We start from the raw sequence: 22,919 nt of genomic DNA, 5'->3' as shown, positions 1-22,919 counted from the left end.
AAGCCCTGGGCCCGGACATCAAGCACAAGCGCACACGCCCCTACCGTCCGCAAACCAACGGCAAGGTCGAACGGTTCAACCGCACCATGCTCGAGGAATGGGCCTATATCCGCCCCTACAGCTCAGAGGCCGAGCGCGTCGCCGCTTTCCCCGCCTGGCTGCACAGCTACAATCACCACCGAGCCCACACCTCACTCAAAGGTCAGACACCAGCCAGCCGCGTCACCAACCTCCCAGGTCAATACAGCTAGCGCGCCGCCCGGCAATGCAGCTGCCGGGCGGCAGCAGCGGCGCGCGGCTACTTCTTGAGGAACGCCAGGAGTGCCTCGTTGATTTCCTGCGCGTGGGTCCAGAGCATTCCGTGCGGGGCGCCTTCGATTTCCATGTAGTCAGCGGCGGGCAGCGCTTCCTTGAAGCGGCGGCCGGTGGCGTCGATGGGCAGGATGTTGTCCGCCGTTCCGTGCACGATCAGCGCGGGCACGTCGATCTTCGGGATGTCTGAGCGGAAGTCCGTCAGCCACGTGGGCTGGGCAACCACGGAGGCGTGCGCGGAGGCCTTGCTCGCCGTGGCCCAGCTGGCCCGCAGCGCCTCGTCACTGAGGCGGCTGCCAAGCGTGTCGTCGGTGTTGTAGAAGTTCTTGAAGAACTCGGTGAAGAACGCGTAGCGGTCATCCTTCACGGCGGCGAGCAGGCCGTCGAAGACTTCCTGGGGGACGCCGTCGGGGTTGTCCCCTGTCTTGAGCAGGAAGGGTTCCAGGGACCCCAGGAACACGGCCTTGGCCACGCGGGCCGATCCGTAGGTGCTGAGGTAGCGGGCCACTTCGCCGGTGCCCATCGAGAAGCCCACCAGCACGGCATCTGCCAGGTCGAGGTCGGTGAGCAGGGAATCGAGGTCCGCGGCAAAGGTGTCGTAGTCGTAGCCCTCGGTGGGCTGGCTGGATTTTCCGAAACCGCGGCGGTCGTAGGTGATCACGCGGTAGCCGGCCTCCAACAATGCAGCTGTCTGCCGTTCCCAGGACGCGCCGTCGAGCGGATAACCATGGATGAGGACCACCGGCTGTCCCTGTCCGTGGTCCTCGTAGTACAGCTCAACGGTGGTGCTGTTTTCTTTTCCGACAGAGACAAAGGCCATGAGGGCGTTCCTTCCGGGGCAGTGAAGACTGGCAGTGCACAGGCGTGACCATTCACTCTGTTCCGGCAGGCTTCGGCTGTCAAGGCAGAGGCGCCAGGCCCGCCTGCCTGGTCAGTTTGAGGCTAATCCGCTCATTCCGTGGGGCGGGGACGCCACACCACCACGGCTTGGGAGCGGGCCCGGGGCCGCTGGCCGCGCGCCAGGCTGACCACATCGCCAGCAGTCCCGGCGGCGAAAATGCGCGAGTCCAGCGGCGTGCGACGGCGGCCGAGTTCCTCGGTCAGTTCAATCACCCGCCGCTGCAGGGCAGCCACTTGGTTTTCCAGCTGCAGGATCCTTTTGATTCCCTCCAGCGACACCCCTTCGTGGGAGAGCCGCTGCACCTCGCGCAGCATGTTGACGTCACGCTGGGAGTACCGCCTGGATTTTCCGGGCGCACGGCTGGGCGAGACGATGCCCAGGCGGTCATACTGCCGGAGCGTCTGCGGGTGCATGTCAGCCAGCTCAGCCGCCACCGAGATGACGAAGATCGGCTGATCGAAGTCAATGTCCATGCCGGCCCTCTCCCTAATCCGCTGTCCTGTCCCCCGTGTTCCTAGAGGCGTGGTGTTCCTAGAGGCGTGCCTTGGCTGCCAGTCCGGCGCGGACGTCCTCGCCGGCAGTGGCTGCGGCGAAGGTCTTGACGGCTTCCTCCGCTTCCTTGGTCAGCTTCTGCGGAACCACGACGTCGATAGTCACCAGCAGGTCACCGGTGGCCTTGGAGTGCTTGACCCCGCGGCCCTTGACGCGCAGCGTGCGGCCGGACGGCGTTCCCGCGGGAACGCGGACCTTGACCGTCTCGCCGTCGATCGTCGGCACCTCGATGTCAGCGCCCAAGGCCGCCTCCGGGAAGGTGACCGGAACATGGATGCGGAGGTTGTCGCCGTCGCGGGTGTAGAAGTCGTGGCCCTTGACGTTTACGGTGACCATCAGGTCGCCGTTGCCGGCGGGGCCGTACTGGCCCTTGCCGCGGACGCGGACCTTCTGTCCGTCCTTGATTCCCGCCGGAACACGGACATCAATGACGTCTCCGTCCGGTTCGCGCAGACCGATGGTGGTGCCGCGGATGGAACCCGCGAAGGAAATAGTGGTGGTTGCCGTGCGGTCGGCGCCCTTCTGCGGCGCGCGCTGGTAGCCTGCGGGGCCGCCTGCGCCGCCGAAACCTCCACCGAACAGGTCCGCGAACTCCGGCGGGATGCCGCCCGAAGTGCTGTAGCCGCCGGAGTGACGGCCGCCGCCGCCGGTGAAGAGGCCGCCGAAGAGATCTTCAAAGCCGGCACCGCCAGGCGCCCCGCCTCCGCCGCCGGGAGCAAACCGCGCGCCGCCGCCCATGGCACGGATCGCGTCATACTGCTGCCGCTCATCGGGATCCGAAAGCACCGAATAGGCCTCGGAGATGTCCTTGAACTTCTTCTCCGAAGCCACATCACCCGCGTTAGTGTCCGGGTGGTGCTGGCGAGCAAGCTTCCGGTAAGCCTTCTTGATATCGGCGTCGGAAGCGTCCTTGGCGATTCCAAGGATCTTATAGAAATCCTTGTCGGCCCAGTCCTGGCTAGCCAATGGCGTTTCCTTTCAAGTTCTTACAAAATGCGCTGCGCAGGTGATGGGCCCCCGCCCCCGGGGCCCACCACCTGCTTCGCGCTATGTTTGGGCTACTTATGCAGGGACTGCAACAATAACCTGAGCCGCCCGGAGGACCCGCTCGCCGGACTTGTAACCGGAGCGCAGGACCTGGCTGACGGTGTCGATTTCGACGTCCTCGCCGGGCTGCTGGATGAGTGCCTCGTGGATGGTGGGGTCGAACTCCACTCCGGTCTCATCGATGCGCACCAGGCCGTAGGTCTTCAGCGCGTTTTCCAGCTTGGCGGCGATCGCGGCGAACGGGCCGTCGGTCAGGTCGCCGTGCTGGCGGGCGGCGTCGACGTCGTCCAGCACCGGAAGCAGCGAGTTCAGGACGCCGATAACGGCCATCTCCCCTGCCACGGCGCGGTCGCGTTCGACGCGCTTGCGGTAGTTGACGTACTCGGCCTGCAGGCGGCGGAGGTCGTTCTTGAGTTCCTCCGCCTCCGCTGCGCCGACTCCCTGCGCCACCGATTCCTCGGCAGGAACCTCAACGCTGTTGAGGATGTCCTCGGCCTGGGAAAGCGCGTCGCCCTCGGTTTCGGCCGCTTTGCCGGCTTTGTCGGTGTGGCCGTCACGCTCGGGGTGGCGGGCCGCCCCGGTCTCCGGGTCAACCTTGCGGTTGTCCCGGATGATCGGCTTCTGCGGCTCGTTCTCCCCGTTGTCGCGGCTGTCGCGGTGATGCTGCTGGTCCTTGGAAGGGGTGTGCTCTTCCTCGTTACCGTGATGCGGCATGGTTACTTCTTCTCTTCTTCGTCAACGATCTCGGCGTCGACGATGTCTTCATCCGAAGAACCCGTCTTGTCGCCGCCGGCGGCAGCACCCTCAGCACCTGCTGCACCCGTGGCACCGTCCGGCGAACCGGCCTGTGCGTAGATGGCTTCGCCGAGCTTGGTCTGGGAAGCCTGCAGCTTCTCGAACGCCGTCTTGACGGCGGCGTCGTCGGTGCCTTCGAGGGCCTTCTTAAGGGCGTCGACGTCGGCCTGGACCTCGGTCTTGACCTCTTCAGGCAGCTTGTCGGCGTTGTCGATGATGAGCTTGTCCACGGAGTAGGCAAGCTGCTCGGCGGTGTTGCGGGTGTCGGTTGCCTCGCGGCGGGCCTTGTCCTCGGCTGCGTGCTCCTCGGCGTCCTTGACCATGCGGTCAATGTCTTCCTTGGAGAGCGCAGTGCCGCCGGTGATGGTCATGGACTGTTCCTTGCCGGTGCCCTTGTCCTTGGCGGAGACGTGCACGATGCCGTTGGCGTCGATGTCGAAGGTGACCTCGACCTGCGGGACGCCGCGCGGAGCCGGAGCGATGCCGGTCAGCTCGAACGTGCCCAGCGGCTTGTTGTCGCGGGTGAACTCGCGCTCGCCCTGGAAGACCTGGATGGCCACGGACGGCTGGTTGTCGTCAGCCGTGGTGAAGGTCTCGGACCGCTTGGTGGGGATGGCCGTGTTGCGCTCGATCAGGTGCGTCATGACACCGCCCTTGGTTTCAATACCGAGGGACAGCGGGGTGACGTCGATCAGCAGCACGTCCTTGCGCTCGCCCTTCAGGACACCTGCCTGCAGTGCGGCGCCGACGGCGACGACCTCGTCCGGGTTGACGCCCTTGTTGGGCTCCTTGCCGCCGGCGAGTTCCTTGACCAGTTCGTAGACGGCAGGCATACGGGTGGAACCGCCCACCAGGACGATGTGGTCGATCTCGGAGAGCTTGATACCGGCTTCCTTGATGACGTCGTGGAACGGCTTCTTGGTGCGCTCGAGCAGGTCCTTGGTGAGGTCCTGGAACTTGGCGCGGGTCAGCTGCTCGTCCAGGTGGACCGGGCCGTCGGGGGTGACGGAAAGGTACTGGAGCGAGACGTTGGTGCTGGTGGAGGAAGAGAGTTCCTTCTTGGCCTGCTCAGCGGCTTCACGGAGGCGCTGCAGGGCGATCTTGTCCTTGGAGAGATCGATGCCCTTGACCTTGAGCTGGTTCAGCAGGTAGTTGACGACGCGCTGGTCCCAGTCGTCGCCGCCGAGGCGGTTGTCACCGGCGGTGGAGCGCACCTGGATGGTGGAGAAGTCGTCTTCGTCCTTGCCGACTTCCAGCAGGGAGACGTCGAAGGTTCCGCCGCCGAGGTCGAAGACCAGGATGAGTTCGTCTTCCTTGCCCTTGTCCAGGCCGTAGGCGAGCGCAGCAGCGGTGGGCTCGTTGACGATGCGCAGGACGTTCAGGCCCGCGATCTCGCCGGCTTCCTTGGTGGCCTGGCGCTCGGCGTCGTTGAAGTAGGCCGGAACGGTGATCACGGCGTCGGTGACCTTCTCGCCGAGGTAGGACTCGGCGTCGTTCTTCAGCTTCATGAGGACACGGGCGGAGATTTCCTGCGCGGTGTACTTCTTGTCGTCGATCGCTACGGACCAGTCAGTGCCCATGTGGCGCTTGACGGAGGCGATAGTGCGGTCGATGTTGTTGACGGCCTGGCGCTTCGCGATCTCGCCGACCAGGACTTCGCCGGACTTGGAGAACGCAACGACGGACGGCGTGGTGCGGCCACCCTCGGCGTTGGCAATAACGGTGGGCTCGCCACCTTCGAGAACGGAGACGACGGAGTTGGTGGTTCCGAGGTCGATACCTACTGCACGTGACATGTGTTGCTTCCTTCTTTCCTTGGAAACGATCCCGGGCCCGGTGTCCGGGCTGGTCGAAATTCAGGCACGCCCACTGATTGAGCGATCTACACTCAACTTTACCGATGGCCGGATTTAAGTCAATCCAAAGTTGAGTCAACCACGCTCAAGTTTGCGAATGAGTGGCACCAGCAGTTGGTATGGGCCGTTCCAAAAAGCCGCCAATCCGCCGTTTTCTCCCGGACATGGCGATGCCCCGGGGCCGGTTTCGCTGTGCGTGAACCCGGCGCCGAGGCAGGTCAGTGCGACGAAAGCCTTCAGGCAGGCATTTCAGACAGGTGCCTTCAGGCCGGCCGTTTGAGGCCGGCTTCCTCAGGCAGGGTCGCGCGGCTGATCCTCATCTTCTTCCTCAGCCTCGTCTTCCAGGGGCACTTCATCCTCGACGAGCCGGTGCTCCGCGGGCACCTCTTCTGCGCCGGCGGCGCCGGCAGTGCCCGCGCTACCGTAGTCGCCGTCCGGGTACTCGGCTTCCTCAACGGTCGCCAGGTTCTCCCCCGCGGTGCCGGCCTTGCCGTAGTCGCCAGCCTCGTACTCTCCTTCGACGGTGCGTGCCGGTTCCTCAACGGCTCCGGCCGCCCCGAAATCACCCTCGGGATACTCGCCTTCGCCGGCGGCCGTCGTTCCGTCCTCGCGCGCAATGCCCGCCTCGCCGTAGTCGCCGTCGACATACTGGCCGCTGTCGCCTTCAACTGCCGGCGCGGGCTCTGTGCTGGGCTGCTTTTGTGCTTCAAATTCACTGTTCTCTGACACTGACGGATCCCTCCTGGAAGCATCGGACGCCCGGACGGGCGCATGGGCAGTCTATCCATCCGCCCGGCCGTCCAACAGTGCCGAACGGGCCCCGTTCCCGGGGCCGGTCACGGTGTCAGCGGGTCACCTCAGTTGCGCTCGACCTCCAGTTCGATGGCCGCCCATGAAAGGGCCGGCAGGCTCGCGCGGACTTCGCCGCCGGCAGCCTTGACCCCTTCCAGAGGGATGAGGCCGACGGCCCCGGGGTTCTCCAGCGTGTTGGTGATGAAACGGTCGGCGCCGTCAGGAATCCGAAGCACTTCGGCCCGGATCACCTGCCGGGCATCGAAGCCGCGAAGGACCACCTCGATGTCCGCCGCTTCTTCCAGCCCGCGGTTGGCGAGGAACAGCGCGATGCGCCCCGTTTCCTCATTCCACGTGGCGCTGACGTCCACGAGGTCGGCGTCGCCGAACTTCGCGTTGCTGTACTTGTCCGAATCGACCGCCAGCCGGAGGATCTGGCCGTGTGCCAGCTCGGCCATGCGCGCGAACGGATGGAAGATGGTCTGCTTCCACGCCGGCCCGTTTTCCTCGCTGAGGATGGGGGCGATCACGTTGACCAGCTGCGCCTGGTTGGCGATCTTGACGCGGTCACCGTGCCGGAGCAGGGAGTTGAGGAACGTACCGACGACGACGGCGTCCGTCACGTTGTACTGGTCCTCGATGACGCGGGGGTGCTCGCGCCAGCCGTGCTTGCCCACTTCCGCGGGGCTGTCGGCGTCTCCGGGGCGGGTGTACCAGACGTTCCATTCGTCGAAGGAGAGGTTGATGTGCTTCTTGTGCTTGCCCTTGGCGCGGACGGCGTCCGCCGTGGCGATCACGGATTCGATGAAGTAGTCCATGTCGACGGCGCTGGCCAGGAAGCTGCCGGCGTCGCCGTCCTGTTCCTGGTAGTAGGCGTGCAGCGAGACATAGTCCACCTGCTCGTAGGTGTGGGTCAGAACGGTCTGCTCCCACGCGCCGAAGGTGGGCATGCCCGAGTTCGAGCTGCCGCAGGCCACGAGCTCAATGTCCGGATCCACGAAGCGCATGGCCTTCGCCGCTTCCTGCGCCAGCCGGCCGTACTCCTCGGCAGTCTTGTGTCCGATCTGCCACGGCCCGTCCATCTCGTTGCCCAGGCACCACAGCTTGATGTTGAAGGGGTCCTCATGGCCGTTCTTCCTGCGCAGGTCGGACAGCCGGGTGCCGGACGGAATGTTGGCGTACTCCACCAGCTCGCGGGCGGCATCCACGCCGCGGGTGCCGAGGTTGACGGCTTCCATGACCTCCACCCCGGCTTCGCGGGACCAGTCCACGAATTCGTGCAGGCCGAAGGCGTTGGTTTCCAGCGTGTGCCAGGCGCCGTCCAGCCGGCGCGGCCGGTCCGCGACCGGTCCGATGCCGTCCTCCCAGTTGTAGCCGGAGACGAAGTTTCCGCCGGGGTACCTGACGACGGTGGCGCCGAGTTCCTTGACGAGGTCCATGACGTCGCGGCGGAAACCGCGGTCATCCGCCCGTGGGTGGCCCGGCTCGTAGATGCCGGTGTAGACGCAACGGCCCATGTGCTCAACAAAGGATCCGAAGATCCGGCGGGGAACTTCACCTACGGTGAAGTCGCGGTCAATGGTAATTCGTGCGCGGGACATTTTTGCTCCTGTCCTGGTGTTTGGCTTGTTGTGGATGGCCCAAGGTGTTCGGGCCTGGGGATGGCCTAGGTGCCGGCGAGGCCGGTGGTGGCCACACCCCTGATGATCTGCCGCTGGAAGAACAGGAACACCACGATCAGGGGCAGCGCGGCCAGCAGGGCCGAGGCCATGTTCTGGGCGTACTGGATGCCGTAGGCGCTCTTGATGGTCTGCAGGCCCACGGGCAGGGTGAGCAGGGAACTCTCGTTGGTGGCAATGAAGGGCCACAGGAAGTTGTTCCACGCCCCGATGAACACGAAGATGGCCACGGCGGCCAGGATGGGCCGGGACAGCGGGAGCACAATCGTGGTGAAGATCCGCAGCCGGCCCGCACCGTCCATCAGGGCAGCTTCCTCGAGTTCGCGCGGAATCTGGTCGAAGAACTTCTTGAGCACGAACACCATCGGCGAGTGGATCACCTGCGGCAGGATCAGCGCCCAGTACGTGTCGATCAGGTTCAGCGACTGCATCTGCTGGAACAGCGGGATGATGAGGACCGGAGGCGGAATGATGATGGAGGCCACGATCACGCCCATCAGCATCCTCTTGCCGCGGAAATCGATCCGCGAAATGGCGTAGGCCACGGACGCGGAAATCACCAGCGTAATGGCCGTGATCGCCGCGGACGTGAACAGCGAGTTGAGGGTCCAGGTGGGGATGTTGCCGCTCTGCAGGACTTTGGCGAAGGCATCGAGGGTGAAGCCCGACGCCGGTATCCAGCTGATGGGGGTGGACGCGGCATCCGTTTCGCTCTTCAGTGCGGTAGCCGTTGCCCAGGCGAAGGGCACCAGCCACGCCACAGCGAGGACGGACACAACGACGGTGGCCAGGATGCGCGAAAGCGGCGTCTTCGGTCGGCGGTTTGGCACGGTTTCAGTGGAGCCCTTGGGCCGAAGTGCAGGCTTGGAAAGTGTGGTGGTGGCCATGGCTAGGCGCTCCTTTTCCGTGCGGTGAAGACCTGGGCCAGTGCGATGAGCAGGATCAAGCCGAAGAAGATGTAGGAAATGGCTGCGGAGTAGCCCAGCCGGTAGCCCGTGAATCCGGCCTCGAAGATGTACTGCACGATGGAGCGGGTCGCTCCGCCCGGTCCGCCTTCGGTCATCTGGTAGATCTGGTCAAAGACCTTCAGGGACGCGAGGATCTGCAGGATAACGATCATCACCGTGGTGGGGCCCAGCTGGGGAAGACTGATGGAGAAGAACTGCCGCCAGCCGCCCGCGCCGTCGAGCGATGCCGCTTCATAGTGCTGCTGCGGGATGTTCTGCAGCGCGGCCAGGTACAGCAGGAAGTTGAAGCCCACGGTCCACCACACCGTCGCAATCACGACGGCCCACATCGCCACGGACGGGTCATTCAGCCAGGCCACCGGCGGAATGCCCAGGTTGGCGAGCAAATCGTTGAACAGCCCAAGCTCCGGGTTGTACATCCAGGCAAAGAAGAGCGAGACCACGGTGGAGGCGAGCAGGAACGGGGAGAAGAAGGAGAGCCGCCACAGCCACTGCGCGGGAAGGCCCATGTTGACCAGTGCTGCCAGGGCCAGGGCGATGACTACCAGCGGCACGGTGCTGATCAGTGTGAAATAGAGGGTGTTCCCCAGCGACCGCCACATGTCCTGGTCGGCGAACGCCTCGGTGTAGTTAGCCAGTCCGATGAACCCGCTGTTGGCGCCGGTGAGCGATTTTCCGGTGAGGCTCATGACGGCCCCGGAAATCATGGGCCAGACCAGGAACGTCAGGAAGAAGACCAGGAACGGGGCGGAGAAGGCCCAGCCATGGATGTTGTCGCGCCTGGAGCGGGACGATTTCGCCGCGGGCGCTGGGATGTCGTCGCGCCGGCTGCGTGTTGATTTCCCGGCGGGCGCTGTTGTGGGGGCGGTGCTCATGAGGACTCCTTTGTCACGAACGGGGCGGTACTCAATCGGGATTCGGCGGCCATGCTGGGTTCGATGCTCACACCGGGTTAGGCATGGCGAGGACCGCGTTGATGCGCTTCATGAAGGCGTCCCAACCGTCGGTGGCCTTGTCCCGTCCGAGGAACACGTTCTGGACGTTCTCGGCGAAATAGCTCTGGAAGTCGGATCCGGAGCCTGTGAACCAGGCCTCGGGATCGTAGTTGATGATGTCCGCTGCGTTCGCATAATCCGCCTGCGGATCCAGCGCCGCGTACTCCTTGGACTTCACCACCGGCTGGTAGGCCGGAATGTGGCCGGCCTCCGCCCAGCTCAGGGATCCCTTGAGCATGGACGCGACGAACTGGTACACGCCGCGGCGCTTGGATTCGTCGAGCTTGGCCTGGTGCGGCAGCACGAACGAGTGCGAGTCGGCGAAGGCCCCAGGCGTTCCGAACAGGGTGGGGATGGTGCTTGCTCCGAGCGGAACACCCGCCGTCTTCATGGTGGGCAGCTCCCAAACGCCGGTGAAAAGCAGCCCCGACCCCTGGCTGGCGAATTCGGCGATGGCCGTGCCGCCGTCGCCGCTTTTTGTGGAAATCGTGTTGTCCAGCAGCGACTTGATGAACTCCAGGCAGTCGATGGCCACATCGCGGTCCACCTGGGCGGGTTTGCCGGGATCCAGGACGAATTCCGCGCCATGCTGGCGGTAGAGGGTGTAGAACAGGCGCCACATCTGCGCGCCGTCGCCCAGGTATCCGTAGGAAAGCCCGTGCTTGCCGGTGACGCGCTGCAGTTCCCGGCTCACTTCAAGGAATTGCGACGGCGAGGATATCCCGGCCAGCCGCCCGTCGTTCCCCAGCACGCCGGCTTTGCCCGCCAGCTCGGTGTTGTAAAGCATTACGAACGGGTGCGAGTCCAGCGCCAGCGAAAACACCTGGCCGTTGAACTGGCTCTTCTCCCAGATTCTCGGGCCGAAGTCCTCCGGCCGCACGCCGAACTCCGCCAGCAGGTCCAGGTCCCAGGCATCCAGCAGTCCGCCGGGAGCATAGCCGGGCACCCTGGCCGCGTGCATGATGGCCACCTCGGGCGGCCGCCCGCCCGCAGAGGCCATGGCCAGTTTGGTGTAGTACGGGGCACCCCACGCGAGAACGGTGGGCTTGACCCTGTAGTCAGTGTGGTCCGCGTTGGCTTTGTCGATCATGGCCATCATCTTGATGCCGTCACCGCCGGAGAGGAGGTGCCAGAAGCGGATGTCGTCCGTGGCGGCCTGGGCTGCGCCACCGGAGCCGGCAAGCCCCCCGGCGAGGGCAAGCCCGCCGAGCAGGGCACCTCCGCTCAGCAGCAATTGCCTGCGGTTCAGATGGGTACTGCCGGAATCCTGATGCTTCACCGTCACTCCTTTGGACGTAGCCAGACAAAACTTGTAGCCGCCTTCGGATGACCGGAAGCCGGTCTGCGCGACCGTGGGCTGCACCACACTTTACATCGTTGTATATGGGCAGACAAGGCTTTTTTGTTAGCGTTCACAATTGCTACGCAAACACCCGTCACGCCAGACCCACCGGCCCCTAATTCAGCCCGGCCAGTCCGCCCAGGACACTCAGATGATGCTCGAACAGCGCGTCCGGGGCCGAGAAGGTATCCGCCCCATACTGGCCGAATACCTCGAAGCTGACGGCTCCGAAGAGCGACGTCCATACCAGCGCGCCGCGGGCCAGCAGGTCATCCGGCACGGCCAGGCCCAGCTCCTCCCGGATGGCTTGCAGGTCCGAGGCGAGGGGGCGGGGCACCTCAAGTGCAGGAGCGGCCGCCGCGGGCACCCCTCCCGCGGACCCCGCAGCCGCAGGCGCCGGTGCGGCGCCGAGCGCACCTGCCCGCCAGGCGGCGTCGAAGATGGTCATCAGGCTGTAGATCACTCGGGTCCCCGGTCCGGTGGTACGGTCCGCAGGGGCCCGGTATCCGGGCACCGGACTGCCGAAGAGCAGGGCATAGCGGGCAGGCTCGCGGATGGCCCAGCCGCGGACGGCGCGCCCCAGCGCCCGGAAGCGCCCCGCGAAGTCCGCTTCCGCCACGCGGCCGACGGCGGCATCCACTTCGTCGCCCAGTTCGCCGTAGGCGTCGATCAGCAAGAGGGTCAGCAACTCGTCGCGGTTTTCAACGTAGCGGTACACCGCAGACGAGACCACCCCCAGGTCCCGGGCCACGGCCCGGAGCGACAGTGCCGCGGCGCCGTGGACGGCCAAGTGCTCCCGGCCAAGCCGGACAATATCGGCAACGGTCTGCGCCCTGGCACGCTCGCGGGGCGTGCGGAGTGCTGCGGGAGTGCTCGCCGCAGCGGTGTTTGGAACTGACATGACACCAGCATTCCACGTGTCGGAGCACCGTCAACAATTGAGAGCAGTGCTCTTGACATCCTTGCCGGCGGCGAGCATCCTTGTTTCGAGAGCACTGCTCTCCATTACTTCTGCCCCGCCAGCCGCTGGCTGGCCGTACAGGAGCAGACGGAACGTCCAGAGGAAAGAGAATCAGATGCCCGAAGTGTACGTGGTCACCGGCGCCGGACCCGTTGGTTGGACCGTCGCGGAACAACTTGCCGGCCAAGGCAAGCGGGTGCGGATCCTCACCCGCTCCGGCAGCGGTCCCGAGCACCCCCTTATCGACAGGATGTCCATGGATGTCTCTGACCCCGTACCGCTCGGCGAGGCGTTCCGCGGATCAGCGGCTGTCTTCCATTGCATCCACGGCTCCGCCTACACGGCAGAAGCGTGGATGCAGGAACTCCCGCGGGCCGAGGAAGCCGTGCTGGCGGCGGCGGGCGAAGCGGGCGCCGTCGTCGTATTTCCTGAAAGCCTGTACTCCTACAGCCAGCCGGACGCCGTCATGGTGGAAGGCAGCCCCCGGGAGTCGGTTGGCGGCAAGCGCGGTGTGCGCACTGAGCTGCTGAAGGCACGTGCGGCCTCGCCCACCAACACCGTGAGCGTCGTGGCGGGCGACTTCTTCGGTCCGCGGGTGCGGACCTCACACGCCGGCGAACGCATCGTGCCGGCAGTGCTGGCCGGAAAGCGGACCCTGGTGATCGGCAGCGCAGACCGGCCCCACGCTTTTACCTACGTGCCGGACCTTGCTGCAGCCATGATCCGGGCTGCGGAGACGCCGACACTCTGGAACCGGGTGTGGCACGCACCCACCGGCCCGGCCCTCACGCAGCTCCAGCTCGCCGCCGCCTTCGCGGAAGCCGGCGGTGCGGCTGCCCCCAGAATGGGCGCAGCACCCGGCTGGCTCCTCCGGGCCATGGGCCTGTTCTCGGCCGGCACCCGGGAAGTGGCGGAAATGCTCTACCAGTTCGAGCGGCCGTTCGTGATGGACTCGGGAGCCAGCGAGGCTGCCCTGGGACTGCGTCCGACGCCGCTGCCGGATGCCGCTGCAGCCACGGTGGCCTGGTGGCGGGCGCAGAAGAATTGATGTTCCGGCCCGCCGGCCCGGCCTAGCGGCGGACGGCGCCCTCCGGTTCGGGTTCCGGGCTTCCGGCGGCGTCCCGCGGTACCGCCAGATCCGGCTCCGGCTTACCGGGCTTGCCGGGCCACCAGATCCGCCGGCCCAGATCGTAGGACAGCGCCGGGACCAGCAGCGAGCGCACCAGCACGGTGTCCAGCAGAACCCCGAACGCGACGATGAAGGCGAGTTGCACCAGGAACATGATGGGGATGACGCCCAGCGCAGCGAAGGTTGCGGCGAGGACTACCCCGGCGGAGGTTATGACGCCGCCCGTCACACCAAGGCCCCGTAGGATCCCGGGCCTGGTGCCGTGCTTGAGGGACTCCTCGCGGACGCGGCTCATCAGGAAGATGTTGTAGTCCACGCCCAGCGCCACAAGGAACACAAAGCCGAAGAGGGGCACCGTGGCGTCGGCTCCCGGGAACCCGAAGATGTGGTTGAACACGAGGGCGGACACGCCCATCGCCGCGGCGTAGGAGAGCACTACGGAGGCCACGAGCAGGACCGGGGCCAGCACGGAGCGCAGCAGCAGCATCAGGATGACGAGGATGACGGCGAGGACCACGGGGATGATGGTCACCAGGTCCCGCCGGGCCGTGGTGTTGGTGTCCAGCGCCGTGGCCGTCACGCCGCCCACCAGGGCGCCGTCGTCGACCGCTTTGACGTTCTCGCGCAGCTTCACCACAACGGTTTCAGCGTCATTGGAGTCTGCCGCATAGTTCAGGGTCGCATTGATCAGTACTTTGCCGTCCCGGACTCCCGGCGCCGTGGGTGCGCCGGGCGCGGCCGCTGCACCGCTGGTGATGGGTACGCTGCCATCCGCCAGCAGGTAGGCGTCGCCGACGCCGTCCGTCGCCTTGGTTTCCACCAGCACGTCCTGCGCCTTCGCCTCGTCGGCGACGATCACCACGGGGCTGCCGGAGCCGGCGTCAAAATGGCGCGCCAGGGCGTCCTGGCCGTCCACCGCATTGGAAGCTGTCAGGATGACATCCGTCTGCGGCACACCGTTGGCTTTGAGCTGCAGGATGCCGGCGGAAGCCACCAGGAGAAGCAGCACGGAGGCGACCCAGACGGTCCGCGGCCGGCGGGAGACCAGCGAACCGGTGGCACGCCACAGGCCCTTCTGGCCTTCGAGTCCGGTAACCAGCTGCGGTTCACGCTCGGTTTCGGGCAGCAGCTTGGGCCGGAAGGGCCAGAAGGCGGCACGGCCCAGCAATGCCATCAGGGCCGGAAGCAGCGTGAGTGCAGCGAACAGCGAACACAGGATGCCGGCGGCCGCCACCGGACCCAGCGCCCTGTTGGAGTTGAGGTCGGAGAACAGCAGGCACAGCAGGGCGATGATCACCGTGGCGCCGGAGGCGAGGATGGGTTCGAAGGATGCCTTCCAGGCCGTGAGGACGGCTTCGGTGCGGTTGGTGGTGCGGGTCAGCGCTTCACGGAACCTGGCCACATACAGCAGGGCGTAATCCGTGGCCGCACCGATCACCAAAATGGACAGAATGCCCTGGCTTTGGCCGCTGAGCTGGATCCAGCCCAGCTTCGCCATGCCGAATACCAGCAGGATGGCGGCACAGAGCGCGAACACCGAGGTGAAGAGCACCGCGATGGGCAGCAGCAACGACCGGTAGACGATCAGCAGGATGATGAACACGGCTGCGAGGGCCACCAGCAGCAGGATTCCGTCTATGCCGGCAAAGGCACTCACCAGGTCCGCCGACAGTCCTGCGGGGCCGGTAACAAACGTCTGCATCCCCTCCGGAGCCGCAGCCTGCACCTCGTCGCGCAGCTCCTGCACGATCCCTTTGACCTCGCCCGAGGTGGCAATGGGCACCACAAACTGGACCGCCATGCCGTCCTCCGACGGGATGGGGCCGATGACTGCGCTTCCTGCCTGCAGTTCCTCAAGCGTGCCCTTGAGGACGGCGGCCTCGCCCAGCTGCGCAGGAGTGAAGGCGGAATCGCTTTCGACGATAACGACGGCGGGGATCTCGTCCGAGTCCCTGAACTTTTCCCGCCAGTCCCGGGCTTCCGTGGCTTCCGCGCCGGAGGGCAGGAATGAGGCCTGGTCGTTGGACGACACTTCTTCCAGCCGGCCGAAGGTGGGTCCGCCTACGCCGGCGATGGCCAGCCAAGTGACCACGAGCAGTACGGGGACCAGCCAGCGGAGCCAGAACGGGACGCGCGTGCCGGGATGTTTCTGTTTCATGTTTCCTTCTGTTTTGTTTGGCGCGGCGGATTGGAATCAACTCCACAATAGACTATCTCCATCATAGAGATAAGCGGAGTGCGCGAATCGTTCCGGCCTCACTTTGAATGAGAGAATTTTCGCTAGGCCGGAGCATTTGCGAAGCCACAGCAGAAGGAGGGTCGCGCCGCCGTGTCAGAAGAGTCATCCGAACGGCCCGAACCGGCTGCACCCCAGGGCCTAGTCCGGCTGCTGCAGGAATTCACCCTCGAGGCCAACCGATATGTGGACTCGGCCGGCGCACGCAATGACATGCACCGCACCGACCTCAATGCCCTCGCCGTGATCATGCGGCACACTGCCAAGGACCAGATCGTCACCCCCGGCGTGCTCCGGAAGGAACTGAACCTCAGTTCCCCCGCCACCACTGCGCTGATCGACCGGCTGCACGGCTCCGGACATGTGGTGCGGGAACGCCAGGGAACCGACCGGAGGCAAGTCCAGCTCCGCATGACGCCGAAGGCCTACCGCGACGGCGGCGCCATGTTCCTGCCTCTGGCCCGCCACATGGGCGCCGCCATGGCGGAATTCACCGAGGCGGAACTGGAGGTTGCTGCCCGGTTCATGGGGTCCATGATCGGTGCGACTATCCGTGCAGCGCAGGAAGCGGCCGCGCAGGAATCGGCAGGAAACGCGCCCCCGTCCACACCGCGGCCGCGGCCAGCAGCGCCGGAACCGCCAGCGCCCAACCGCTGAACAGCAGGATCAGCACCATCACCGCCGCCGCGACGATAACGCCGTACCACGCCGGCGTTCCCGGCCGGAGCAGGCGGGTGCCCGCAGCGAGACCGAAGGCCGTCACCGCCGTGAAGCATGCCGACGCCGCGCCGATCTGGAACTGCATGCTGGCCAGCCCGGCCACTGCAGCCCCGAATGACAGGAATGCCATCGCGGCCAGCACGGCCAAGCTCACGGAGGGCACCTCGCCCGGCCCGCCGCCGCGCGCCATCGCAAGCGGCAGCACGCCGTCGGCCGCCAGGCTGGCACCGAGCCGGCTGGCACCGGCGATGAATGTGTTAAGCGGGCCGAACGTCAGCACAGCCGCAGCGACCGCGGTCAGCGGGGCTGCCAGCGGCCCCAGCCCCTTTTCGAGCAGGTCGGCGACCGGCACCGGGCTTCCCGGCAGAGCCGGCCCCAGCACGGCCACCGAGGCCGCCACGACGCCGATGTACACCACCCCGACGACGACCAGCGTCAGCCACGTGGCGCGCTTGAGGTCGCGACCGGGATCGCGGAACTCGGCCGCCAGATGCGTCACGGCTTCCCATCCCGCGAAGCAGAAGAACAACAGGCTCGCCACTCCGCCCACGGCCCAGTAGCCGTGCGGCGCGAACGGTTCGAAGTTCTCAGCTTTGGCAAACGGAGCGGCCACAGCAACGGCGAGCGCCAGCAGTGCCACCAGCAGGACCATCAGCACCAACTGGAGGCGGCTGGACAGTTTGATACCGACGGCGTTGCTCGCGAATCCTGCCGCCAGCAGCAAAGCCGCGGCCACCAGTGCGGTGCCGTGTCCGCCGCCCAGTGCGTTGGCGATGTAGTTGCCGCCGATCACCGCGGTGGCGGGCGCGCCGAACGGGATGGCGAAGTAGAACAGGTAGCCGGCCACCACCGAGGCGCGGCGCCCGAAAGCCCTCGTGACAAAGTGGGCGATCCCGCCGGCGTCGGGCTCCTGCCGGCTCATCTCAGCGAAACTGAAGGCGACGGGCGTGCAGAACACCAGCAGCGCGGCCCACGCGAGCAGCGAGGCAGGGCCCGCTTCCCGGGCGGCGATGGCCGGGAGCACCAGGATGCCCGATCCAAGGATGGCCCCCACGTAGATGCCTGTAGCCCGGAACAGCCCGAGCCCTGTTGGACTGCTGGATTTGTTGTTTCCCACTCCTCCAATCATCCGCAGACCTGCGGGCCGCAGAAGCGGGGAAACTGACGGCGAAGCACAATAAACTGCCTGTTTTCGCCCGCCAATCTGCCGCGCATTTTCCCCGGCGGCGCTGTAGCGTTTCCTTATGAGTGCGCAGCAGCCTGAAGATGTGTACACGCACGGACACCACGAGTCAGTGGTCCGTGCCCATGCCTCGCGGACCGCTGAGAATTCGGCCGCGTTCGTGATCCCGTACCTCACGTCCGGGACGTCCGTGCTGGACGTCGGCTGCGGGCCGGGCAGCATCACCTGCGACTTCGCCGCGTTGGTGGCGCCAGGCCGTGTAACCGGGCTGGACCGTTCCCCGGACGTGATCGCCCACGCCACGGCGCTTGCCGCCGAACGCGGGGTGGAGAACGTTGAGTTCCTGGCCGGCAACATCTATGACCTCGACTTCGAGGACGAAACGTTCGACGTCGTCCACGCGCACCAGGTGCTCCAGCACCTGACCGATCCCGTGGAGGCCCTGCGCGAGATGCGCCGGGTGGCCAAGCCGGGCGGCATTGTGGCAGTGCGGGACGCCGATTTCCACGGCATGAGCTGGTACCCCGCCATCCCTGAACTGGACGAGTGGATGGAGCTTTACCAGCGCATAGCCCGGCGCAACGGCGCGGAGCCCGACGCCGGACGCCGGCTGGTCTCTTGGGCGCAGGCCGCAGGGTTCACCGACGTGTCGCCCACCAGCAGCAACTGGCTGTATGCCACAGGCCAGCAGCGCCGCTGGCAGGCCCGGGTGTGGGGCGAGCGTGTGCTTCACTCGGCCTTCGCGGACCAGGCCCTGGAATACGGCTTCGCCAACGCGGCGGACCTGGCCCGGATCTCGGCGGGATGGCACCGCTGGGGCTCCACGGACGACGGCTGGTTCCTGATCCCCAACGGCGAAGTCATCGCGCGGGCCTAGTACTTCCTGCAGCCCATTCCCCGGGACACCGTTCTGTCCCTAGGATGCGAAGGAAACCACCAGCGAGGAGAACCCCCAATGCGCACATTGACCGCAGGCCTTTTCTATTCCGTGGACGGCGTGGTTGAGTCCCCCAACCTCTGGCAGTTCGACAGTTTCGACGAGGAACTCGGCGCCGGGATGAATCAGATGATGGCCCGGGTGGAAACCGGGCTCCTCGGACGGATCGGCTACGAGCAGTGGGCCAGTTACTGGCCCAGCGCGGCCGACGACGCCGATTTCGGAGAGTTCATCAACAAGCTGCCAAAGTTCGTGGCATCGAGGACACTTTCGGGTGAGCTCGGATGGCAGAACTCCCGCCTCATGGATGCACCGCTTGAGGAGTTCGTGGCCGGCCTCAAGGACGGCGACGGCGGCGAGATTGCCGTGTTCGCCAGCATCTCGCTTACCCGGCAGCTCCTCTTCGCGGGCCTGCTCGACTCGCTGATGCTGATGGTCCACCCGGTGATTGCAGGGAGCGGCCGGCGGCTGTTCGAAGACAGCGACCCCGTGACGCGGCTGGAGCTGCAGGATTCGCAGCGAACCAGCAAGGGGAACATGATCCTCAGCTACGGTGCCCGCTCCGCATAGGGAGGAAACACGGCGACCTTGCGGCAGCGCTCCCGCCCCTAAACTGGATGGGTGCAACCCTCCCTTTGGCTGGCCCTGGCCGGCGCCGGCGTCCTGATCAGCTTCACTCCCGGGGCCGGTGCCATCAACACCATGAGCAACTCGCTGAATTCGGGATTCCGACGATCCATCTGGGGAATCCTGGGCCAGCAGGCCGCACTCGTGGTGCACGTGCTGATCGTGGCACTGGGCGTGGGCGTCCTGGTAGCCAGCTCCCCGGTGGCCTTCAACGTGATCCGGTACGCCGGGGCTGCCTATCTGGTCTATCTGGGCATCCGGCAGTTCCTGCACAAGCCCGACCTGGACCAGGAGAAAGCCGCCGAACTCCGCAACGAACCCGGCCCCTCCATGTTCCGTCGCGGCCTGTGGGTCAATCTGCTGAACCCCAAAGCCATCATCTTTTTCCTGGCTTTCATGCCCCAGTTCATCAGGCCGGAACAGCCGCTGCTGCCGCAGTATTTGGTCCTGACGGCCACCGTGGTGGTCATCGACATCCTGGTCATGTGGTTCTTCTTCGCCGCCGCGGCCAAGTCATTCCAGCGCTTCACACACAACGCGCGGGGCCAGCAGATCCTGAACCGGACGTTCGGCGTGCTGTTCGTGGCCGTGGGCATCATGCTTGCGCTGATCCACTAGCGGCAGGCCCACGAGAACCGGGGGCCGCAAGTGTCCGTTCGCGCTCAATAGACCAGACTGCCCGAACCCGGCCCATGCCAGGTCCCGGGTCCGGGCAGTTTTGTTCAGGGCCGCAAGTGTCCGTTCGAGCTATTGGAGCTGTCCGTTCGCGGGGGTGAGGTTCCTCAGGTCCGCTTTCCGGATCTTGCCGCTTGCGGTCCGGGGCATCTCGTCCACGAACACCACCGACTTGGGGATCTTGTAGCGGGCCAGGCGGCCGTCCAGGTGAGCCCGCAGCTGCTCTTCGCTCAGCTGGGCGCCCTCCCTCAGGAGCACCACGGCCCGCGGCACTTCGCCCCATTTTTCGTCAGGTACACCGATCACGGCCACACTGCCGACGGCGTCGAGCTCGGTGATGGCCTGCTCCACTTCGGCAGGATAGATGTTCTCGCCGCCGGAGATGATCATGTCCTTGAGCCGGTCCGAGATGAACACGAAGCCGCCGTCATCCTTGTAGCCCATGTCGCCGGATTTGAACCAGCCGTCCTCGGTGTAGGAGTCGGCCGTCGAGTCGGCACGGTTCCAGTATTCGTGGATGACGTTGGGGCCCTTGATCTGGATCTCACCCACCGTGCCCGGCGCTGCAGATCCTGCAGCAGGATCAGCGAGGTCGGCTATCCGGACCTCCGTGAAAAAGTGCGGCAGGCCGGACGATCCTGCCTTGTCCCGGGACCGTGCCGCCGGCAGTGTTGTCGCGCCCGGCGCCGTCTCGGTCATCCCGTAGCCGTTGGAGAACCGCAGCCCGCGCTTCTCGTAGGCGTCCAGCACGCGCAGGGGCACGGCGGACCCGCCGCAGGTCAGCTTGTTCAGGGAGCTGAGATCCGTGGCCTCCCAGGCGGGATGTTCGCAGAGCATCTGGTAGGTGGTGGGCACACCGCTGATGGTGGTGGCCCGGTGCCGTTCGATGAGCTGCAGGGTCCGGAGGGGATCGAATTTGGGTTCCAGGACCACGGTGCCGCCCTTCAGCAACGTGGGCAGGACGCCCATGTCGAGGGATGCGACATGGAACATCGGGGAGATCATCAGGGCAACGTCCGTGGAGGCGAAGTCGAAATCGACAATGACGTTGATGCAGTTCCAGGTGATGTTTCCGTGGGTCAGCAGGGCGCCTTTGGGATGCCCTGTGGTTCCCGAGGTGTAGAGGATCATGGCGCCGTCGTCCAGGCCCACCGGCTCGTCCGGGGCCACGTCCGAGCCGGACGCCACGGCGTCCTCATAGTCCTCGGCCGCCGGCAATTCCGCCTCGGCAGGAGACGCGCCGCCGTGGGCGTTGGCACCGCCGTCGTAAGCGCCTGTTGTGTGGTGGTCCTCGACGACGATCCGCCGGCCTACCGCGGTCCCCGCACCGCCGCGGACCGCGAGGTCCGACAGGCTGTCGGCGTGCACCAACAGGACTGCGCCGCAGTCCAGGAGCTGGAACTGGATTTCGGGCGGAGCCAGGCGCGTGTTGAGGGGGACGAAGATGGCCCCCGCCAGGCCGCAGGCGAACAGTGTCTCCAGGAAGGACGGATCGTTCTCCCCCAGGTACGCCACCCGGTCCCCGCGGACCACACCCCGGTCCCGGAAGGCGTTGGCGAGCCGGCTGGAACGTTCGGCCAGCTGCTCGTAGCTGACCTCACGGTCTCCGGCGATGATTGCGGCTTTGGTGCCCGACTTCGGGCGGCGCCGTTGCAGCCACGAGCCGATGCCAAAATTTTCCACGGCAAATCCTTTCTACTGTGAGGTTAGCCCGTTGGACGGGACCCGATGAAGGGTCAGGCCTGGACGGTCTCGAGATCGTTGTTCTTGGGTTCCCTGGTCAGCAGGATGAAGACGATCGAGACCACCGACATGATGGCCAGGTACCAGACCACGGAACCGGTGTTCTGGCCGGAATCCTTGAAGATCTGTGCCACGATGCCGGGCGTGAAGCCTGCACCGAGCAGCGTCGCCAGCTGGTAGCCCAGCGAGGCGCCCGTGTAGCGGGACGTGGTGCCGAACTGTTCGGAGACGAAGGCCGCCAGCGGGCCGAACAGCATCGAGTGGATCATCAGGCCCACCGCGAACGCCACGAAGATCAGCATGATGTTGTTGGAGGAAAGCAGCTGGAACATCGGCACGAGGTACGCGATGAACACTACGAGTCCGCCCACCATCACCGGACGCCGGCCCAGCTTGTCCGAGAGCCTGCCGCCCAGGACCACAAAGACGATGGAGACCAGGGAGGCCGCGGCGTAGGCGTAAAGCACGCCCTGGCGGTCGGCGCCCTTCGAGACGGCGAAGGTCACCGCGAACGTTGCGAGCACCACCTGCAGGGCGAACCCCGCGGCTCCGGCCAGCATGGTGAAGATCAGCGTCTTGGGGCGGCGGAGAACCTGGAGAAGGGGAATCTCGCGCCGGGCCGGTGCGGTTCCGCCTGTCCCCGTTGCCACTGCGGCCTGCGCCCCTTCGGCCTGCTCACGCTTCTCCTGTTCCCGTTTCTCCTGCTCCAGGGCCGCCTTGAAGATGGGGCTCTCGGAGACCTTCAGGCGGACAAACATGCCCACGCCCAGCAGCACGAAGGAGAGCAGGAACGGCACGCGCCAGCCCCAGGCGAGGAACTGGTCATTCGGCAGGGAAGAGAACGCCCCCATGATGAATGTGCCAAGCACGGCGCCCGTCGGGGCGCCGGCGTTCACGAACGACGCCGCAAAGCCCCGCCGTCCGGACTCCGAGTGTTCCAGCGCCATCAGGGCGGCGCCGCCCCACTCGCCGCCGACGGCGATGCCCTGGAAGACGCGGAGGATCACCAGCATCACGGCGCCCCACGGGCCAGCCACGGAGGCGTCCGGGACGAGGCCGATCAGGGTGGAGGCCACACCCATGACCAGCATGGAAACAATGAGCATTCCCTTGCGGCCCAGCTTGTCACCGAAGTGGCCGAAGATGATGCCGCCGAGCGGGCGTGCCACGTAGCCGGCGGCGAAGGTGCCGTAGGCGGCCACCACGCCCACCCAGTCGTCCATTCCGGAGAAGAAGACCTTGGGGAAGACCACCGCGGCAGCCGTGGCGTAGAGGAGAAAGTCGTAGTACTCGATGGTGCTGCCCAGATAGCTGGAGGCGATGACCGTGCGCGCTTCCTTGCGGCGTTCGGCCGTACCCATGGCTTGGAGCTGAGTGAGTCCGGACATGGCTGTTCCTTAGGACAGAGGGACAAAAGGGGGTGGTTACGTGTAGAAGCAGTGGACCTGTAAAAGCGGTGGACCTTTTGA

At 65.9% G+C, this 22,919-nt stretch carries 21 protein-coding genes; 6 read left to right on the top strand and 15 right to left on the bottom strand.

From position 1 onward, the window contains the following. Positions 1–251 (top strand): integrase core domain-containing protein (locus tag J2S97_RS20360; RefSeq protein WP_307051754.1); only part of this gene is annotated, 251 nt, incomplete at its 5' end. A 47-nt stretch (positions 252–298) separates the two neighbouring features. Here the strand turns inward: J2S97_RS20360 and J2S97_RS20355 are convergent. From J2S97_RS20355 to J2S97_RS20305, 11 genes are all read right to left on the bottom strand, one after another. After that, complete coding sequence (locus tag J2S97_RS20355) at positions 299–1,132, bottom strand: alpha/beta fold hydrolase (protein WP_307051753.1); 834 nt, start codon at positions 1,130–1,132, stop codon at positions 299–301. A gap of 131 nt (positions 1,133–1,263) precedes the next feature. Beyond that, entirely contained in the window at positions 1,264–1,686 is a 423-nt protein-coding gene (locus J2S97_RS20350) for a heat shock protein transcriptional repressor HspR (protein ID WP_307051752.1), read from the bottom strand. A 58-nt stretch (positions 1,687–1,744) separates the two neighbouring features. Beyond that, positions 1,745–2,731, bottom strand: coding sequence for a DnaJ C-terminal domain-containing protein (locus J2S97_RS20345; RefSeq protein ID WP_307051751.1), 987 nt, complete (start codon positions 2,729–2,731; stop codon positions 1,745–1,747). A gap of 96 nt (positions 2,732–2,827) precedes the next feature. Beyond that, positions 2,828–3,526 (bottom strand): nucleotide exchange factor GrpE, encoded by a 699-nt coding sequence (locus J2S97_RS20340; protein ID WP_307051750.1) that lies wholly within the window; start codon positions 3,524–3,526, stop codon positions 2,828–2,830. Positions 3,527–3,528: 2 nt separating this feature from the next. Next, on the bottom strand, positions 3,529–5,403 hold the full coding sequence (dnaK, locus tag J2S97_RS20335) for a molecular chaperone DnaK (protein WP_307051749.1): 1,875 nt from the start codon (positions 5,401–5,403) through the stop codon (positions 3,529–3,531). Between the two features lie 351 nt (positions 5,404–5,754). Then, on the bottom strand, positions 5,755–6,192 hold the full coding sequence (locus J2S97_RS20330; RefSeq protein ID WP_307051748.1) for a hypothetical protein: 438 nt from the start codon (positions 6,190–6,192) through the stop codon (positions 5,755–5,757). A 128-nt stretch (positions 6,193–6,320) separates the two neighbouring features. Next, complete coding sequence (gene arfA / locus J2S97_RS20325; RefSeq protein ID WP_307051747.1) at positions 6,321–7,856, bottom strand: arabinosylfuranosidase ArfA; 1,536 nt, start codon at positions 7,854–7,856, stop codon at positions 6,321–6,323. A 65-nt stretch (positions 7,857–7,921) separates the two neighbouring features. After that, entirely contained in the window at positions 7,922–8,821 is a 900-nt protein-coding gene (locus J2S97_RS20320; protein WP_307051746.1) for a carbohydrate ABC transporter permease, read from the bottom strand. Positions 8,822–8,823: 2 nt separating this feature from the next. Continuing rightward, positions 8,824–9,777: a carbohydrate ABC transporter permease gene (locus tag J2S97_RS20315; protein WP_307051745.1), complete on the bottom strand. Its 954-nt coding sequence runs from the start codon at positions 9,775–9,777 to the stop codon at positions 8,824–8,826. Positions 9,778–9,844: 67 nt separating this feature from the next. Further along, positions 9,845–11,176, bottom strand: coding sequence for an extracellular solute-binding protein (locus J2S97_RS20310; RefSeq protein ID WP_307051744.1), 1,332 nt, complete (start codon positions 11,174–11,176; stop codon positions 9,845–9,847). A 178-nt stretch (positions 11,177–11,354) separates the two neighbouring features. Then, complete coding sequence (locus J2S97_RS20305; RefSeq protein ID WP_307051743.1) at positions 11,355–12,140, bottom strand: TetR/AcrR family transcriptional regulator; 786 nt, start codon at positions 12,138–12,140, stop codon at positions 11,355–11,357. Positions 12,141–12,315: 175 nt separating this feature from the next. On the opposite strand from J2S97_RS20305, the gene J2S97_RS20300 reads away from it, so the two are divergent. Continuing rightward, positions 12,316–13,248, top strand: coding sequence for an NAD-dependent epimerase/dehydratase family protein (locus tag J2S97_RS20300; RefSeq protein WP_307051742.1), 933 nt, complete (start codon positions 12,316–12,318; stop codon positions 13,246–13,248). Between the two features lie 22 nt (positions 13,249–13,270). Here the strand turns inward: J2S97_RS20300 and J2S97_RS20295 are convergent, their stop codons facing one another. Then, positions 13,271–15,487, bottom strand: coding sequence for an MMPL family transporter (locus J2S97_RS20295; protein ID WP_307051741.1), 2,217 nt, complete (start codon positions 15,485–15,487; stop codon positions 13,271–13,273). 171 nt (positions 15,488–15,658) lie between these two features. Here J2S97_RS20295 and J2S97_RS20290 point away from each other — a divergent pair, with 171 nt between their 5' ends. Then, a complete protein-coding gene (locus J2S97_RS20290) occupies positions 15,659–16,222 on the top strand; it encodes a MarR family winged helix-turn-helix transcriptional regulator (protein WP_307051740.1) in 564 nt (187 codons plus the stop codon). Here the strand turns inward: J2S97_RS20290 and J2S97_RS20285 are convergent. After that, on the bottom strand, positions 16,113–17,402 hold the full coding sequence (locus J2S97_RS20285; RefSeq protein WP_307051739.1) for an APC family permease: 1,290 nt from the start codon (positions 17,400–17,402) through the stop codon (positions 16,113–16,115). The two genes, J2S97_RS20290 and J2S97_RS20285, sit on opposite strands and share 110 nt — an antisense overlap. A 127-nt stretch (positions 17,403–17,529) precedes the next feature. Between J2S97_RS20285 and J2S97_RS20280 the strand changes: the two genes are divergently transcribed. The 3 genes from J2S97_RS20280 to J2S97_RS20270 all read left to right on the top strand — a co-directional run bounded on the left by J2S97_RS20280 (position 17,530) and on the right by J2S97_RS20270 (position 19,650). Continuing rightward, positions 17,530–18,345 carry a class I SAM-dependent methyltransferase gene (locus J2S97_RS20280; RefSeq protein WP_307051738.1) on the top strand — a complete coding sequence of 272 codons (816 nt, stop codon included), beginning with the start codon at positions 17,530–17,532 and terminating at the stop codon, positions 18,343–18,345. 78 nt (positions 18,346–18,423) lie between these two features. Then, a complete protein-coding gene (locus tag J2S97_RS20275; RefSeq protein WP_307051737.1) occupies positions 18,424–18,975 on the top strand; it encodes a dihydrofolate reductase family protein in 552 nt (183 codons plus the stop codon). Positions 18,976–19,026: 51 nt separating this feature from the next. Continuing rightward, the gene (locus tag J2S97_RS20270) at positions 19,027–19,650 is read left to right on the top strand and encodes a LysE family transporter (protein WP_307051736.1); all 624 of its coding nucleotides are present in this window, start codon (positions 19,027–19,029) and stop codon (positions 19,648–19,650) included. A 129-nt stretch (positions 19,651–19,779) separates the two neighbouring features. Here J2S97_RS20270 and J2S97_RS20265 read toward each other — a convergent pair whose 3' ends face one another. Next, positions 19,780–21,390 carry an acyl-CoA synthetase gene (locus tag J2S97_RS20265; protein WP_307051735.1) on the bottom strand — a complete coding sequence of 537 codons (1,611 nt, stop codon included), beginning with the start codon at positions 21,388–21,390 and terminating at the stop codon, positions 19,780–19,782. Between the two features lie 53 nt (positions 21,391–21,443). Beyond that, positions 21,444–22,838 carry an MFS transporter gene (locus J2S97_RS20260; RefSeq protein ID WP_307051734.1) on the bottom strand — a complete coding sequence of 465 codons (1,395 nt, stop codon included), beginning with the start codon at positions 22,836–22,838 and terminating at the stop codon, positions 21,444–21,446. Positions 22,839–22,919: the final 81 nt, after the last annotated feature.

The organism is Arthrobacter oryzae (assembly GCF_030812315.1).
GTDB lineage: Bacteria > Actinomycetota > Actinomycetes > Actinomycetales > Micrococcaceae > Arthrobacter > Arthrobacter oryzae_B.
The sequence above is the reverse complement of the archived record's forward strand: the minus strand, read 5'-3'. Positions and strand labels throughout refer to the sequence as shown.

Coding starts and splice junctions, on each gene's coding strand:
- J2S97_RS20355 (WP_307051753.1), bottom strand. CDS start 1,132: ATGGCCTTTGTCTCTGTCGGAAAAGAAAACAGCACCACCGTTGAGCTG.
- J2S97_RS20350 (WP_307051752.1), bottom strand. CDS start 1,686: ATGGACATTGACTTCGATCAGCCGATCTTCGTCATCTCGGTGGCGGCT.
- J2S97_RS20340 (WP_307051750.1), bottom strand. CDS start 3,526: ATGCCGCATCACGGTAACGAGGAAGAGCACACCCCTTCCAAGGACCAG.
- dnaK (WP_307051749.1), bottom strand. CDS start 5,403: ATGTCACGTGCAGTAGGTATCGACCTCGGAACCACCAACTCCGTCGTC.
- arfA (WP_307051747.1), bottom strand. CDS start 7,856: ATGTCCCGCGCACGAATTACCATTGACCGCGACTTCACCGTAGGTGAA.
- J2S97_RS20320 (WP_307051746.1), bottom strand. CDS start 8,821: ATGGCCACCACCACACTTTCCAAGCCTGCACTTCGGCCCAAGGGCTCC.
- J2S97_RS20315 (WP_307051745.1), bottom strand. CDS start 9,777: ATGAGCACCGCCCCCACAACAGCGCCCGCCGGGAAATCAACACGCAGC.
- J2S97_RS20305 (WP_307051743.1), bottom strand. CDS start 12,140: ATGTCAGTTCCAAACACCGCTGCGGCGAGCACTCCCGCAGCACTCCGC.
- J2S97_RS20300 (WP_307051742.1), top strand. CDS start 12,316: ATGCCCGAAGTGTACGTGGTCACCGGCGCCGGACCCGTTGGTTGGACC.
- J2S97_RS20295 (WP_307051741.1), bottom strand. CDS start 15,487: ATGAAACAGAAACATCCCGGCACGCGCGTCCCGTTCTGGCTCCGCTGG.
- J2S97_RS20280 (WP_307051738.1), top strand. CDS start 17,530: ATGAGTGCGCAGCAGCCTGAAGATGTGTACACGCACGGACACCACGAG.
- J2S97_RS20275 (WP_307051737.1), top strand. CDS start 18,424: ATGCGCACATTGACCGCAGGCCTTTTCTATTCCGTGGACGGCGTGGTT.
- J2S97_RS20260 (WP_307051734.1), bottom strand. CDS start 22,838: ATGTCCGGACTCACTCAGCTCCAAGCCATGGGTACGGCCGAACGCCGC.